This is a genomic window from Plantibacter sp. Mn2098 (assembly GCF_049319745.1).
Classification (GTDB): domain Bacteria; phylum Actinomycetota; class Actinomycetes; order Actinomycetales; family Microbacteriaceae; genus Plantibacter.
Window position 1 is genome coordinate 146,648 of the sequence record NZ_JBMOUH010000012.1, and the last position, 13,653, is coordinate 160,300.

Sequence of the window (13,653 nt, forward strand, 5' to 3'; positions counted from 1 at the left end):
TATATGTCAATTCGCCGAGACTCTCCAGAGGTTAAGAAAGCGTGTGATCGAGCCTTACGGCGGGGCAATGCGGGCATCGGTTGACTCGAAGCACCACCACCAGACGGTGTCGTCGCCGCACGCCGGCATCGGCATCCCGTCCGATCAGCATCAGGAGAAGGACTCGACATGCCCACCACCAACGGGGCCGCCCGGAAGCTCGCGGTCATCGCCGCCGTACCGTTACTGGTCGGCCTGTTCGTCGGCTGCAGCGCCGGCGGCGACAGCAAGCCCAACACGACCGAGGACGCAGCCGCGCTGACCGATCAGCAGGCGTACGACGCCTGGCAGATCAAATTCGCGTCGTGCCTCGAGGGCAAGGGCTACGAGATGCCTCCTGCGGGCGAAGGGCTTCCCTTCGACGACTCCCCGGAGTGGGAAGCTGACGCGAAGGCGTGCCAGGACGAGATCGGCCCACCACCCGGCGGCACCCCCTCCCAGCAGGAGATGGACGCGCAGTACGAGCAGCTGCTCGCGATGTTCGCCTGCCTCCGCGAGCGCGGCTACGACCTCCCGGACCCCAAGCGGGACGGAGCCATCGCGCTGCCGAGCGACATCGCGCCCGAGGACATGGCCGCCTGCAGTCCAGAGGGTGGCAACGGGGGTGGTCTCAGTGCGAGCTGACACGGATTCGACATTCGACGAACTGGACGGGTCCGGTTCCGCATCGAGCGGCTGGGATGAATCGGCCCGCCCCAAGCGCCGAGGCAGGATCGTGTTGTTGGCGATCGCCGCCGCCGCGGTCGTCGCCGTCGCGTGCACCGCGACCGCCATCGTCGTCCAAGCGGGTGAACGGCCAGAGACGGACAAGCCGAAAGCGCCCAAGGAGACGGCGGAGATCATCCGCCAGACGCTCCAGGAATCCAAGACCGCCCAGGGCACACTCGGTTACGACGGCGCCAATGAACTGGGCTCCGGCATTCCAGGCACGGTCACGAGCGTCCCCGCACCCGGGACGCAGATCGGTCTGGGCGGTGGACTCTTCTCCATCGACAACGTGCCCGTCTTCCTCTTCCACGGCGCCGTCCCGGTGTGGCGCAGCTTCGAGACCGGGATGTCGGACGGTCCGGACGTGCAGCAGCTCGAACAGAGCCTCGCGGCGCTCGGCTACTTCGACGAGACCCCGGACCAGGAGTTCGACTGGGACACCAAGGACGCCATCATGGAGTGGCAGGACGACAAGGACCTGGAGGAGACCGGCACCATCCCGATGGGGCGCATCGTCTTCGCCCCGGGTGACGTCCGGGTCGGCGAGCTGGTCGTGAAGGTCGGTTCTCCAGCGGGGCCTGGTGCACCGATCATCAAGACCACCGGCCTCAACAAGCTCGTCACGGCAGACCTCAAGCTGGCCGATCAGGCGCTCGGCGTCGTCGGCAACGCCGTGACGGTCCGGTTGCCGGGCGGGGAGAGCGCCACGGGCGTCATCGCGTCGGTCGGCGTCCCCACCGAAACGGAGGGCGAAGGCGGCAAGAAGACCGTCGTCATCCCCGTGACGATCACGCTCGACGACCCGGCGGCCGGCGGCAGCCTCCAGGAGGCGGCCGTCTCCATCGACTTCCCGAGCGAGAGCCGACCGGACGTCCTGACGGTGCCGCTCGGCGCCCTCCTGGCGGTCGACGGCGACACCTTCGGGGTCGAGGTCGTGCAGAGCGACGGCACAACGAAGCTGATGCCCGTCACGACCGGGCTCTTCGCCGGCGGTCTGGTGGAGATCAGCGGCGACGGCATCGAGGCAGGCCAGAAGGTGGTGGTCCCCGCACTATGAGCGCCACATACGCCACCACGCACAACACCACGCACACCGGCTCCCGGAGCGGCTCCTCGGCCAATGTGATCGAACTCGATGCGGTGACCCGCGACCACGGCAGCCCGCCGGTGCGCGCAGTGGACGCCGTGTCCCTCACCGTCGCCCGCGGCGAACTGCTCGCCATCGTGGGCCCCAGCGGATCCGGGAAATCGAGCCTCCTGAACCTCATCGGCACCCTCGACCGCCCAACGAGCGGGCGCGCCAGGATCAGCGGGCACGACGTGTCCACGCTGAGCGATGCCGCACTGTCCGCGTTGCGGGCGCATCGCATCGGCTTCGTGTTCCAGCAGTTCCACCTGGCAGAGGGGACCTCGGCCGTGGACAACGTCGCGGACGGGCTCATCTACCTCGGGGTTGGCCTGTCCGAGCGCCGCCGCCGAGCCGTCACCGCGCTCACACGCGTCGGCCTCGGGCACCGGCTCACCCACAAGCCCAACCAGATGTCCGGCGGTGAGCGGCAGCGGGTCGCGATCGCGAGGGCCGTCGTCGGGGATCCGCCGTTGCTCCTCGCGGACGAGCCCACCGGCAACCTCGACCAGAAGTCCGGCACAAGCGTCGTCGAGCTGCTCCACGAGCTGAACCTCGCCGGGACGACCGTCGTCGTCATCACCCACGACGTGGAACTGGCCGAGCGCCTCCCCAGGCGCGTCACCATCCGCGACGGGCGGGTCGTCTCCGACGTCGATTCGCGGGTGGCATCATGATGTGGCCGTTCAGTCGGCGAGGCCGGCATGGGCCGGACGGCGGCGACGGGCAGCATGCGGGATACGGTGACGGCTCTGCTGCAGGTCCTGCGCCCACCGGCGACTTCGGGACGATGCGCTCCAAGCTGCTGCGCTCGGACGTCCTCCGACTCGGTGCCTCCGGGCTGCAGTCCAGACCCACGCGCGTGGTCCTCTCGGCGCTGGGTATCGCCATCGGCATCGCAGCCATGATCGCCGTCGTCGGCATCTCCACGTCGAGCCAGGCGAAACTCAACGACCAGCTCGCGGCGCTCGGCACCAACATGCTCACGGTCACACCCGGGAAATCGCTCTTCGGCGAGGACGCGCATCTGCCTGAGTCGTCGGTCGGATCGATCGGGCGACTCGACGGGGTGGAGAAGGTCGCGGCCGTCGGGACCGTCCCGGACGTGAACGTCTACCGGAACCGGTTCATCGACCCCGGCCAGACCGGCGGGATGACCGTGCAGACGGCCGACCTGGAACTCATCGACGTGGTCGAGGGCTCGCTCAGCGCCGGGGCGTGGCTGAACGAGGCGACGAGCGAGTACCCGTCGGTCGTCCTCGGACACCTCGCCGCGGAGCGCCTCGGGATCATCACGCCTGGGTCGCAGATCTGGTTGGGCGGGACCTACTTCACCGTGATCGGCATTCTCGAACCCATCCCGCTCGCGCCGGAGCTCGGCACCTCGGCGCTCGTCGGGGAGGAGCAGGCGCGCGAGCACCTCGGGTGGGAGGGGCATCCGACGACCGTGTACGAACGCTCGGCCGATGAAGACGTCGACGCCGTCCGCGCGCTCCTCGCCCGCGCCGCGAACCCGCAGAATCCGGAGGAGGTCGACGTGTCCAGACCGTCCGACGCGCTCGCCGCGAAGAACGCAGCAGACCTCGCCTTCACCGGGCTGCTCGTCGGACTGGGGTCCGTCGCACTGCTGGTCGGCGGCATCGGCGTGGCGAACACCATGGTCATCTCGGTGCTGGAGCGACGACGCGAGATCGGGCTGCGGCGGGCGCTCGGGGCGACGCGGGGACACATCCGCTCGCAGTTCCTCGCCGAGGCGCTCCTGCTGTCCGCGCTCGGCGGGGTGGCAGGCGCCGGCATCGGGTACGCGGTGATCGCCGTGTTCGCCGGGGCGAACGGGTGGCCGGTGTCCGTGCCGCCGCTCGTGTTCGTGGGCGGTATCGGGGCGACGATGTTCATCGGTGCGGTGGCGGGGCTGTACCCGGCGATCCGGGCAGCGAAGACGCCACCGACGGCGGCGTTGAACAGCTGACGGGGGCCGCGGGCCCTTCGACAGGCTCAGGGACCGGGGGCGTCGCCCGGGGGTGGGCCCTTCGACAGGCTCAGGGACCGGGGGTGTCGCCCGGGGGTGGGCCCTTCGACAGGCTCAGGGACCGTGGGTGTCGCCCGGGGCGGGCCCTTCGACGGGCTCAGGGACCGTGGTGCTGCGACGGGTTCGGGGACGGGGGGGGTTGCCCGGTCCCTGAGCTTGTCGAAGGGTGAGGGCGACACCGCACAACGGGTAACCTTTCGACACTCTGGCCGCAACGGACCGCGCGATGCGTACGCTGGCAGGCGCTGCGGTGACCGCCTCCCGGGCGCTCCGCCGATCGACCAGGAAGGCGGACATGGCTGAATCCTCCGTCGCGTTCACCACGAACGACGCACGATACGACGCCCTCGCGGCACGCTACCGGCCGGTGTTCGACCGGATCGGCGCCGACGCCCTCGAACGCGAAGTCCAGGGCGTCCACGCCCATGAACAACTGCTCTGGCTCGTCGACGCCGGCTTCGCAGCGGTGCGCGTCCCGGAGTCGGCCGGCGGTCAGGGGGCCCGCCTGTCCGACGTGTTCCGTCTCATCGCCGAACTCGCCGAGGTCGATCCGAACCTCGCACACGTGTGGCGCAACCACTTCTCGTTCGTCGAGGACCGCCGCTACGCCCACGATGACCCGCGGCGCTCGCTCTGGCTCGAACGCCTCGGCCGGGGTGAGATGGTCGGCGGCGGATGGAGCGAATCCGTCCCAGCCGCCTCCGGCACCGTCGACACGAGGATCGAGCCGGCCGCGGACGGCGACGGCTGGGTGCTTAACGGTGCCAAGTACTACTCCACCGGCAGCGTCTTCGCGGACTGGATCACGGTCCTCGCCCTCGATCCGGACGGTGAGAAGGTCGTCGCGCTCGTCGACACCCGTCAGCGCGGTGTCCTCATCGGCGATGACTGGGACGGGTTCGGTCAACGGCTGACGGGCAGCGGGAGCGTCGTCTACACCGACGTGCGTGTGGCTGCGGAGGACGTCATCCCGTACTCCACCAGGTACCCCTACCAGGAGCAGTTCTACCAGTCGGTCCTGCACGCGCTGCTCGTCGGCATTGGCAACGCGATCGTCCGCGACGGGGTTGCGGCGCTGCGGTCCAGGCGGCGCTCGCACGGGAACGGGACGACCGTGGATCCGACGGCGGACCCGCAGATCCTCGAAGTCATCGGGCGGCTCGCCGGCAACGCGTTCGCGATCGAGAGTGTGTTCCTGCGCTCCATCGCCCTCGTCGATGCTGCGGTGGACGCTGCGGAGACCGGGGCGACGCGGGTGGACGGCGAGATCGAGACCGAGTCCTGGATCGCCGTCGCGCAGGCCCAGCAGACCATCGCGAGTCTGGTGCTCGAGTCGGCGACGATCGTGTTCGACGCGCTCGGATCATCGGGGACCAGCCGGAGCGTCAGCCTCGACCGTCACTGGCGGAACGCGCGGACGCTCATCTCCCACAATCCGCGGAACTTCAAGCTGCGGATCGTCGGCGACTGGATCGTGAACCATCACAACCCGACGACGCGGGTAACGCCGACGGTCGCTGCTGCTGCGGCTGCGGCGGCTGATGTAGCTGTGGCCGAGGCCGCTGCTGTGGCTGATGCTGGGGTGGCACGATGACCGCCGGGACCTCGGGTGCGACGGCGGCAGTCACGGTGACGGCGACGCCGATCGTCGGACTGTCCGTGACGGGGGCGCTCGCCGAGGGGCTCGCGACCGGTGACCCGGACGTCGTCTCCGCGCTCGCCGCGCTGCAGACCGACACCGCGATCTCCTTCGTCGTCCTCGGAGCTGAACGGCTCGCGGGCGGACCGGCCGGCGTCCGGCTGGACCCGGCATCGATCATCGCGGCAAGGCATGGCTCATTCCCGCGCTGGGGATTCCTGCTCGCGGCGGCGCCGCAGCGCGATCATCCGTTCAATCTCGCGAGACGCGTCTCGGCCGTCGACCACTTCACGAACGGGCGGGCCGGCGTGGTGCTCGGGGTGCCGCGGGCCGGCGGCATCGTGAGAGGTCGGCGGCAGGCGTGGGATCTGCCCGGTGATGTCGAGAGCCATGCGGTCATCGCGGATGCGGCGGTCGTCCTGCGCGAGCTGTGGAACAGCTGGCCGGTGTCGTCACTCATCGCGGACGGTGAATCTGGTGTGTTTGCGCAGACGGACGGCATCCGTCGGATCGAGCATCGTGGGGTGTTCAGCGTCGACGGACCGCTCAACGCTCCGTCGAGTCCGCAGGGTGAGCCGGTGCTGGCCTGGTGGATCGACGCCTCGACCGTCGGGGTGGACCGGGCGGCGCAGGAGCGGGAGTTCCGAGCGGCACGGGCGGTGGCCGACATCGTGATCGTCGATGACGACTGGGTGGGGCCTGGGGTCGGGCTGGCTGGCAGGGACTCCGCCGAGGGCGATGCCGGCGGGCGTGCGCCGCTCGTGTTCGTGCGGCATCCGGCGGCCTGGTTGCGCGGTGGTGCGGGGGAATCGTCCGCTTCGACGGCGGCGTGGTCCGGGCCGGCCGTGGACGGGATCATCGCCGAGGTCTCGTCGGTCGCCGACTTGGATCGGGTGGCCGCCGCCTCGTTCGCGGCGGCTGCCGCTGCGTCGGGCAGCGGGGTGCGCGTCGGTCGGTCGCGACGGGTCGTCGGGACCTTGCGTGCCGCGCTCGGGATCGCATCGAGGTCGCTCGATCTCGCCGACCGACCGGCTGCCGTGCGTTCCGCGGGGGCGACCGAGGGTGGAGGGCCGGCCGTGGACGGGATCATCGCCACGGACGCGCAGCTCGCGACGGACGGGCGGCCCGCCACGGACGGACAGCTCGCGACGGACGGGCAGCTCGTATGAGCAGCGCGACGGGTGCCGAGCGTTCTGAGCGTGACGTGCGTTCCGAGCGTTCCGAGGTCATCCTCAACGTCAACTTCCAGGGCTTCGGGCAGCGGCCGGCCGCCTGGCAGGTGCAGGACGTGCAGGCGAGGGACCTCATCGACGAACGGTTCTACCAGCGGGTGGCCCAGATCGCCGAGCGGGGAAAGCTCGATGCGGTGTTCTTCGCGGACCACCCGGCGTTCGGGAACCCGAATCCGCGGCCGCTCGGTCTCGCGGAGCCGTTCGTCGTCGCTGCGGCGATTGCGGCGGCGACCGAGCGGCTGGGCGTCATCGTGAGCGGTTCGACGACGTACAACGATCCGATCGAGCTTGCGGATCGTGTGCTCGGGCTCGATCTCGTGGCAGGTGGTCGCATCGGGTGGAACGTCGTGACGACCTACAACCCGGTCGTCTCCGGGAACTTCGGGCTGTCCGAGAATCCGGATCGGGACGCCCGCTATCGTCGGGCGGGGGAGTTCGTCGATCTGGTGACCGCGCACTGGCGGAGCGCTCAGACGGGTGCGGCGTACCGGCATAACGGCGAGTTCTTCGAGGCCGAGGGTGTTGCGCAGTCGCCGGCGTCGGTGCAGGGGCGGCCGGTCGTGTTCCAGGCCGGAGGGTCGCCTCAGGGGCGGGATCTGGCATCGCGGATCGCCGACGGGGTGTTCGCGGTCGAGCTCACGGAGGCGAGCGCCCGCAAGCACTACGAAGCCGTGAAGGCCGGGGCCGTAGCGCACGGGCGGAAGCGGTCCGATGTGGCGATCGTGCCCGGGCTGTCGCTCGTCCTCGGGAGCACGGAGGCCGAGGCGCGGGCGCTGTACGACGACCTGGAATCGCGGGTGCCGGACTCGTATGCGCTGGGGGCGTTGTCGAGCGTGTTGGGCGCCGATGCGTCGGGGCTGGATCTGGATCTGCCGATCCCGGCAGAACTCCTGCGACCGCCGACCGACGGGGTGTCGCACACCGCATCGCTCGGGTACCGGGAGACGTTCCTCGACTGGATCGGGTCGCGGAACACGAGCGTGCGGGATGTGCTGCGCGACTTCGGCGGGTATGGTGCGCGCATCATCGTCGGCACGCCCGAGCAGGTGGCCGATGACATCGAGCACTGGTTCCGCTCGGGTCTCGCGGACGGTTTCAACCTGATGATCGACCGTTTCCCCGATGGCCTGTCGGCGTTCGTCGACGAGGTCGTCCCGCTCCTCCAGCGCAAGCGCATCTTCCGCACCGACTACGCCACCCCCACCCTGCGCTCCCGCCTCTAGCCTCCCTCCCCTCTCTCCCCGTTTCTTCCGCCGAGGGGTCGCAAAGTGCGGGTCATGTCGTCCCGCACCCACACTTTGCGACCCCTCGGCAGCAGGAAGTGGGCGGTCAGGCGGGGGAGAGGAGGACGGCCAGGAGGGCGGCGGCGGAACCGACGATGAAGAGGAGCGTCCCGAGCTGCATCGTGCGCGTCTTGTTGCGGTTGGCGACCGGGACGCTCACCTCGAGGATCGGACAACCGGACCAACCGATCAGGCCGACGCTCAACGCCACCACTGCCGATGCCGACCACCACAGCACCTGCAGACCGTCCGGCAGCTGCGCCGGCCGCCACCCCGCGGACAGCAGGAGGCCGAGCATGATCGCGATCGCCCCCACCACGGTCGCGAACCAGGCCGTGCCCGTCCACATGATCCGCTGCACGTTGTTGTCGTCCGACATCAGATCCAGATCCTGATCCTGTGCCATCAGTGACCCCTTCCCCTCGACCCCCGATGTCAACCGGGGATGACTGAGAGCGACGGTACCAGGGCGACCCGGGATTCAGGAGGATTCACGCGGAGAGGATCGGCGGAGGACCCGCGACGCGCCTGCGCCGCACATCGCACCGCCCACACGCGGGAATGGGATCGCGTCCGCCGACGTTGCCACCACCACCGAGCTGCTCGATCGAGCACGGCGCCCCGATCAGAGAACTCGAGTGCATGACGACTGATACTGCTTCACTGCCCACCGCTGCCACGCGCATCCCGGCCGGTGAGCCCAAACCGAACTGGTTCGGCGTCGTCGCGTTGATGATCGGCATCTTCGCCGTCGTCACGAGCGAGTTCCTCCCCGCGAGCCTCCTCTCGCCGATGGCGCAGGGCCTCGGCATCAGCGAGGGCGTCGCCGGGCAGGCCGTCACGGTCACGGCGCTCGTCGGCATCGTCGCCGGCCCTGGCGTCGGCCTCCTCTTCCCGCGGTTGAATCGCCGCCACCTGATGGTGGGCCTCGCCCTGCTCGCCGCTCTCTCCAACGTGCTGGTCGCCATCGCGCCGACGTTCTGGATCCTCCTCGTCGCGCGTGTGCTGCTCGGCATCGCGCTGTCCGGATACTGGTCGATGGCGCTCGCCGTCGCATCCCAGCTGGTGCCGGGACGGCTCCTCGGGCGGGCGATGATGATCGTCAACATGGGTGTGTCGATGGCGACGGTCGTCGCGGTTCCGCTCGGCGCCTACCTGGGTGCGCTGTGGGGATGGCGTGCGGTGTTCATCGTGGTCGCGGTGCTCTCCGTCGTGGCGGCTGTTGTGCTGCTGTGGCGTCTGCCGTCGATCGCGGCGGCCAAGGAGGCCGGGGTCCGGGCGCTGTTCGACACGGTCAAGTCGCCCATCATGATCGTCGGCCTGCTCGGTCTGGTGCTCGTCGCGGGCGGCCATTTCGCCGGGTTCACCTACATCCGCATCGGTGCCGACCAGATTCCGGGACTCGATGCCGGTGGGCTCGCGATCCTGCTCGCGGTGTACGGCGTCGGCGGATTCTTCGGCAACCTGGTGTCGGGGTTCCTGGCCGACCGTCGTCTCACCTCGTCGCTCTTCGTCGTCCCGGTGCTCCTCGGCGTCGGGCTCATCGTGTTCGCCGTATTGCCGATGGTCGTGCCGCTCGCGTTCGCCGCGGCGATCGTGTGGGGGTTCGCGTTCGGTGGTGTGATCACACTCGTCCAGACGTGGTCCGCTCGGGTCGAGCCCGACCGCAAGGAGGCCGCTGGCGGGCTCGTGGTGGCCGGGTTCCAGATCGCGATCGCCGTCGGTGCGGCCGTCGGCGGTGCGCTCGTCGACGGCGCCGGTGTGCAGTCGACGTTCATCGCCGGTGGTGTCGCCGCGATGCTGGGCGGCGTGCTGCTCGGGTTGAGCAGCCGTCGGGCGTCGCGTGTGGTGGTGTCGGGGGAGTAGCGGCTTCGGCCTAGCCCGGCAGACGATATTCGCCGGTGTACGGGCCGTCGCTGACGAGCGGGAATCGGAGGACGTATCCGCCGTCGACCGCCTCGACCCGGAATCGTCCGCCGCTGAAGATGTTCCCCGGCGGGTCGCCCGGGACGATGCGGGAGGCTTCCGTCACTCGCTCGTAGAAGAGCCCGCGCTGTTCGAAGAGCGAGTAGTCCGAGTGCAGGAGTGACGTCTCCTCGATCGCCCAGGTGTGCGCGCTCCCCGGGGTCGAGATGACCGTGTAACTCTTCAGGCCTGTGAAGATGATGGCGAGGGGCGCGAGAACAAGCCCCGTGACGATTGCGATGCCACCGAGCACGGAGCAGACGAAGACGAGCCCTGGCCGGCGGTCGTGCACCCGGTACAGGGCGACGATGAGCGCGACGGACAAGCCGATGAGGGCGACGAGTGCGAGCACAGCGACGAGTTGCGCGCTGCCCATCCCGAACAGGATCAGCGTGCGGGTGCGTGTGCTGACCGACCAGATCAGCGCGCCGAGTGCCACCGCGACGCCGGCGACGACGAGCGGAATCAGCCACGCCCGGACTCGACGTGGCTTGGCCGGCGCAGAGTCTGTCGGCGCGCTGGTCACCTCACTCGCCCTCCGCGCCGGGGGACGTACGCGCGCAGGATGGCGACGGCGACGAGGATGACGAGCGCGACGGCGCCGAGCAGCATCAGATGCAGGGAACCGAAACCGACGACGGCCGGCCAGACCGGTGCAGGACCGTCGAGGCTGCCCCATTCTTCACCGCGAGCGCGACCGATCGCTGTGTACGCGGCCACGAACGCGAACGCTGCAAGTCCCGTGCCCAGCACGATGAGCGCCCCGATGATCGAACGTTTCATGATCCCCCGATGTTCACGAGTACGGTCGCACACTTCGCTCGGGGAGGGAAGTGTGCGACCGGTTCGACAGGAACGGAACGGATCGGATCGGAGCAGATCGGAACGGAACGGAGCAGATCGGAACGGCTCGGGCCGTACTGACTCAGAAGTGCGAGATGCAGTAGGGGGTCTCGACCGGCGCGAAGAGCGTGTCGAGGCGCTCTGCGGCGGTGTCGCCGCCCGTGATCGTCGCATCGCCGGCGCGCGCGAGGACCGATGGGCGGACCGTGCCGAGGAGGAGCGAGCCGAGTGTGGAGACATCGAGTTCGAGGTCCGCGGCCGCGGCACCGGCGGGCGCTGCGGGCGCGGCATCGCCAGCGGCCGTGGCCTCATCGAGCCTCGTGACCGTCGCACTGCCACCGGCCGCCTCGATGCGGAACACACCGGCCGCATAGCCGAGCGCATCCGTCACACGCACGATGGCGGATCCATCCGCCGTGTACGGACGTGCCTCGAACGCTTCGACGGGGTTCAGGACACGGACCCAGAGGTGATCATTCACGGCCTCGACGGTGAGGCAGCGCGAGTCGCGGAGCGCCCACACGAGCGGGTCGTCGATCGGAGCAGAGTCCCAACGGACCTGACCGATGAGGTCGACGGCTGCGAGGTGTTCCCAGAGCGCGAGGTAGGCGTCCGGTGAGGCGGCGACGAGGTCGATGACCTCGAGTCTGTTGACCTCTCCCGGCAGCGTCGCGCCGACAACCCGGAAGGTCACGTAGCCATCGACGTCGCCGGAGACGGCATCGAGGTGCACGGCAGCGCGCGTGGACGCGGCGGGCTTCGTCGCGCCGGGCTCAGCGCCGAGGACCGAGTCCGCGTATCGTGCCGTCCGTTCGAGCGAACCGGCCGTCCGGCGGTGGAACGCTTCGAAGACGGACGCCGTGCGCGCAGCCAACCATGTGGGATCGACGACCTCGACCCGCCCGCCCGGCGCCGCGTGCAGCCCGAACCGCGGGCCGGTGTCGACCCGCACCACCCTCGTGAACGACGCCTTGCCGAACCCGAAGCGACGGTAGATGGACGCTTCGCTCGCGGTCAGGAGGCCGATCGCGACGCCGCGGGAGGCGGCATCGGCGAGGTCGGTCGTGATGAGTTCACGGAACAGGCCGCGGCGGCGGTGCGTGGGGCGGACGGAGACGCCCGTGATGAGGTGGGCGTCGACGAGGCGGCCACGGCCGAGGTTCAGCTGCTTCGGGAAGACGCCGTAGGTCGCGACCGGGATGCTGCGGCCGTCGAGTCCCTCGGGATTCGTCTCCTCGAACGCGGACGTCAGCGTGCGGCGGTCCTGCGTCTGCCGGTCGGCGAAGGTGCGCAGTTGCTCATCGGTGAGCGCGGTGTCGTGGAACGCGGTCGCCGTCGCCTGATTCCAGGCGGCCGTGCGCGCATCCGGGACGTCGTCCGTGTGGGCGGTTGCGGGGAACGTGGTGAACGTAAAACCGGGAAGAGCCATGCCGCCAGTGTAGGGAACGGGCGTTAAGGGGGCGTGAAGTCGCGCGCGGGAGGTGCGCGATGGCGCCGCCTGAGACAAGGAGAACCGCGCGAGGGAAGGTGAGATTCCGGGATCCGGACCTTCTCTCGCGCGGTCCTCCTTCTGCCGTGCGGCGCGCGACGGGCAGTGCCGCGCGCGCGGCGGGCGGCGCTGCTTAGGCGCCGGTGCCGTGCACGGCGAACGGCTCGATCGCCGCGATCTCGTCGTCCGTCAGCGGTGCTGCATCGAGTGCCTTGAGGTTGTTCTCCAGCTGGGCGACGCTGCTCGCGCCGATGATCGCCGAGGTGACCTCAGGCACACGCAGGACCCAGCTCAGGGCGAGCTGCGCGATGCTCTGGCCACGACCGGCGGCGATCTCCTGCAGGCCGCGGACACGCTCCAGGTACTCGGCGCTGATGTTGTTCTCCGAGATCCAACGACCCTCTGCCGCACGCGAGTCGGACGGGATGCCGGCCAGGTAGCGGTCCGTGAGGAGGCCCTGCGCGAGCGGGGAGAACACGATGCTGCCGACGCCGAGCTCGCTCAGCACCGGGAACAGGCCGTCCTCGATGTGACGGTCGAACATGTTGTACCGCGGCTGGTGGATGAGCAGCGGGACCTTGTGCTCCGCGAGCGCGGCGTGTGCCGCACGCGTCTGCTCCGGCGTGTAGTTGGAGACGCCGACGTACAGCGCCTTGCCGGAGTGGACTGCTGAGGCGAGGGCGCCCATCGTCTCCTCGATCGGCGTCTCGGTGTCGTACCGGTGCGAGTAGAAGATGTCGAAGTAGTCGAGGCCCGTGCGCTTGAGGCTCGCGTCGAGCGAGGACAGCACGTACTTGCGAGAGCCGCCGTCCTGGTACGGGCCCTCCCACATGTTGTAGCCGGCCTTGCTGGAGACGATGAGCTCGTCACGGTACGGCGCGAGGTCCTGCGCGAAGATCGAGCCGAAGTTCGACTCGGCCGATCCGGGAGGCGGGCCGTAGTTGTTGGCGATGTCGATGTGCGTGACACCGAGGTCGAACGCGCGGCGGATGATGGCGCGCTGGGTTTCGAGGGGGCGGTCGTAGCCGAAGTTGTTCCAGATGCCGAGCGAGATCGGGGGGAGCTTCAGACCGCTGCGGCCGGTCTTGACGTAGGTGGTGTTGTCGTAGCGTTCCGGGGAGGCGATGTATGGCATGCGATAAGCCTATGGCTCCAGGGGGCGAGTTTGTCCTGACAAAGAGAATTCGTGGTGCGCGAGGGGAGGTGTTTTGTCGTTCAGGGGGAGTGTGGGCGACAAAGTGCCTCCCCTCGGGGCCCGGTCGCTGAGCTTGTCGAAGGGCGCTTCGACAAGCTCAGCGAC

General features: G+C 69.5%; 13 protein-coding genes. 8 read left to right on the top strand and 5 right to left on the bottom strand.

Annotated elements, in window-relative coordinates; translation table 11 throughout:
* Positions 1-168: 168 nt before the first annotated feature.
* The 7 genes from ACL9RL_RS18060 to ACL9RL_RS18090 all read left to right on the top strand — a co-directional run bounded on the left by ACL9RL_RS18060 (position 169) and on the right by ACL9RL_RS18090 (position 7,996).
* Positions 169-663: a hypothetical protein gene (locus ACL9RL_RS18060; RefSeq protein ID WP_422781679.1), complete on the top strand. Its 495-nt coding sequence runs from the start codon at positions 169-171 to the stop codon at positions 661-663.
* Entirely contained in the window at positions 653-1,804 is a 1,152-nt protein-coding gene (locus ACL9RL_RS18065) for a peptidoglycan-binding protein (RefSeq protein ID WP_422781680.1), read from the top strand. The genes ACL9RL_RS18060 and ACL9RL_RS18065 overlap by 11 nt, the downstream gene beginning before the upstream one ends.
* Positions 1,801-2,550, top strand: coding sequence for an ABC transporter ATP-binding protein (locus ACL9RL_RS18070; protein WP_422781681.1), 750 nt, complete (start codon positions 1,801-1,803; stop codon positions 2,548-2,550). Before ACL9RL_RS18065 ends, ACL9RL_RS18070 begins: the two co-directional genes overlap by 4 nt.
* Positions 2,547-3,842 carry an ABC transporter permease gene (locus ACL9RL_RS18075; protein ID WP_422781682.1) on the top strand — a complete coding sequence of 432 codons (1,296 nt, stop codon included), beginning with the start codon at positions 2,547-2,549 and terminating at the stop codon, positions 3,840-3,842. Before ACL9RL_RS18070 ends, ACL9RL_RS18075 begins: the two co-directional genes overlap by 4 nt.
* A 355-nt stretch (positions 3,843-4,197) precedes the next feature.
* Positions 4,198-5,496, top strand: a complete 1,299-nt coding sequence (locus ACL9RL_RS18080) for an acyl-CoA dehydrogenase family protein (RefSeq protein WP_422781683.1) — start codon at positions 4,198-4,200, stop codon at positions 5,494-5,496.
* A complete protein-coding gene (locus ACL9RL_RS18085) occupies positions 5,493-6,710 on the top strand; it encodes a hypothetical protein (RefSeq protein ID WP_422781684.1) in 1,218 nt (405 codons plus the stop codon). The genes ACL9RL_RS18080 and ACL9RL_RS18085 overlap by 4 nt, the downstream gene beginning before the upstream one ends.
* The gene (locus ACL9RL_RS18090; protein WP_422781685.1) at positions 6,707-7,996 is read left to right on the top strand and encodes an LLM class flavin-dependent oxidoreductase; all 1,290 of its coding nucleotides are present in this window, start codon (positions 6,707-6,709) and stop codon (positions 7,994-7,996) included. The genes ACL9RL_RS18085 and ACL9RL_RS18090 overlap by 4 nt, the downstream gene beginning before the upstream one ends.
* Before the next feature lie 106 nt (positions 7,997-8,102).
* Here ACL9RL_RS18090 and ACL9RL_RS18095 read toward each other — a convergent pair whose 3' ends face one another.
* Positions 8,103-8,462: a hypothetical protein gene (locus tag ACL9RL_RS18095; protein WP_422781686.1), complete on the bottom strand. Its 360-nt coding sequence runs from the start codon at positions 8,460-8,462 to the stop codon at positions 8,103-8,105.
* A gap of 236 nt (positions 8,463-8,698) precedes the next feature.
* Here ACL9RL_RS18095 and ACL9RL_RS18100 point away from each other — a divergent pair, with 236 nt between their 5' ends.
* On the top strand, positions 8,699-9,922 hold the full coding sequence (locus ACL9RL_RS18100) for an MFS transporter (RefSeq protein ID WP_422781687.1): 1,224 nt from the start codon (positions 8,699-8,701) through the stop codon (positions 9,920-9,922).
* A 10-nt stretch (positions 9,923-9,932) separates the two neighbouring features.
* Here the strand turns inward: ACL9RL_RS18100 and ACL9RL_RS18105 are convergent, their stop codons facing one another.
* The 4 genes from ACL9RL_RS18105 to ACL9RL_RS18120 form a co-directional block, all read right to left on the bottom strand.
* Positions 9,933-10,547 (bottom strand): hypothetical protein, encoded by a 615-nt coding sequence (locus ACL9RL_RS18105; RefSeq protein ID WP_422781688.1) that lies wholly within the window; start codon positions 10,545-10,547, stop codon positions 9,933-9,935.
* Positions 10,544-10,804: a hypothetical protein gene (locus ACL9RL_RS18110; protein ID WP_422781689.1), complete on the bottom strand. Its 261-nt coding sequence runs from the start codon at positions 10,802-10,804 to the stop codon at positions 10,544-10,546. The genes ACL9RL_RS18105 and ACL9RL_RS18110 overlap by 4 nt, the downstream gene beginning before the upstream one ends.
* Positions 10,805-10,946: 142 nt before the next feature.
* Positions 10,947-12,293, bottom strand: a complete 1,347-nt coding sequence (locus tag ACL9RL_RS18115; RefSeq protein ID WP_422781690.1) for a GNAT family N-acetyltransferase — start codon at positions 12,291-12,293, stop codon at positions 10,947-10,949.
* 193 nt (positions 12,294-12,486) lie between these two features.
* The gene (locus ACL9RL_RS18120; RefSeq protein ID WP_422781691.1) at positions 12,487-13,488 is read right to left on the bottom strand and encodes an aldo/keto reductase; all 1,002 of its coding nucleotides are present in this window, start codon (positions 13,486-13,488) and stop codon (positions 12,487-12,489) included.
* Positions 13,489-13,653: the final 165 nt, after the last annotated feature.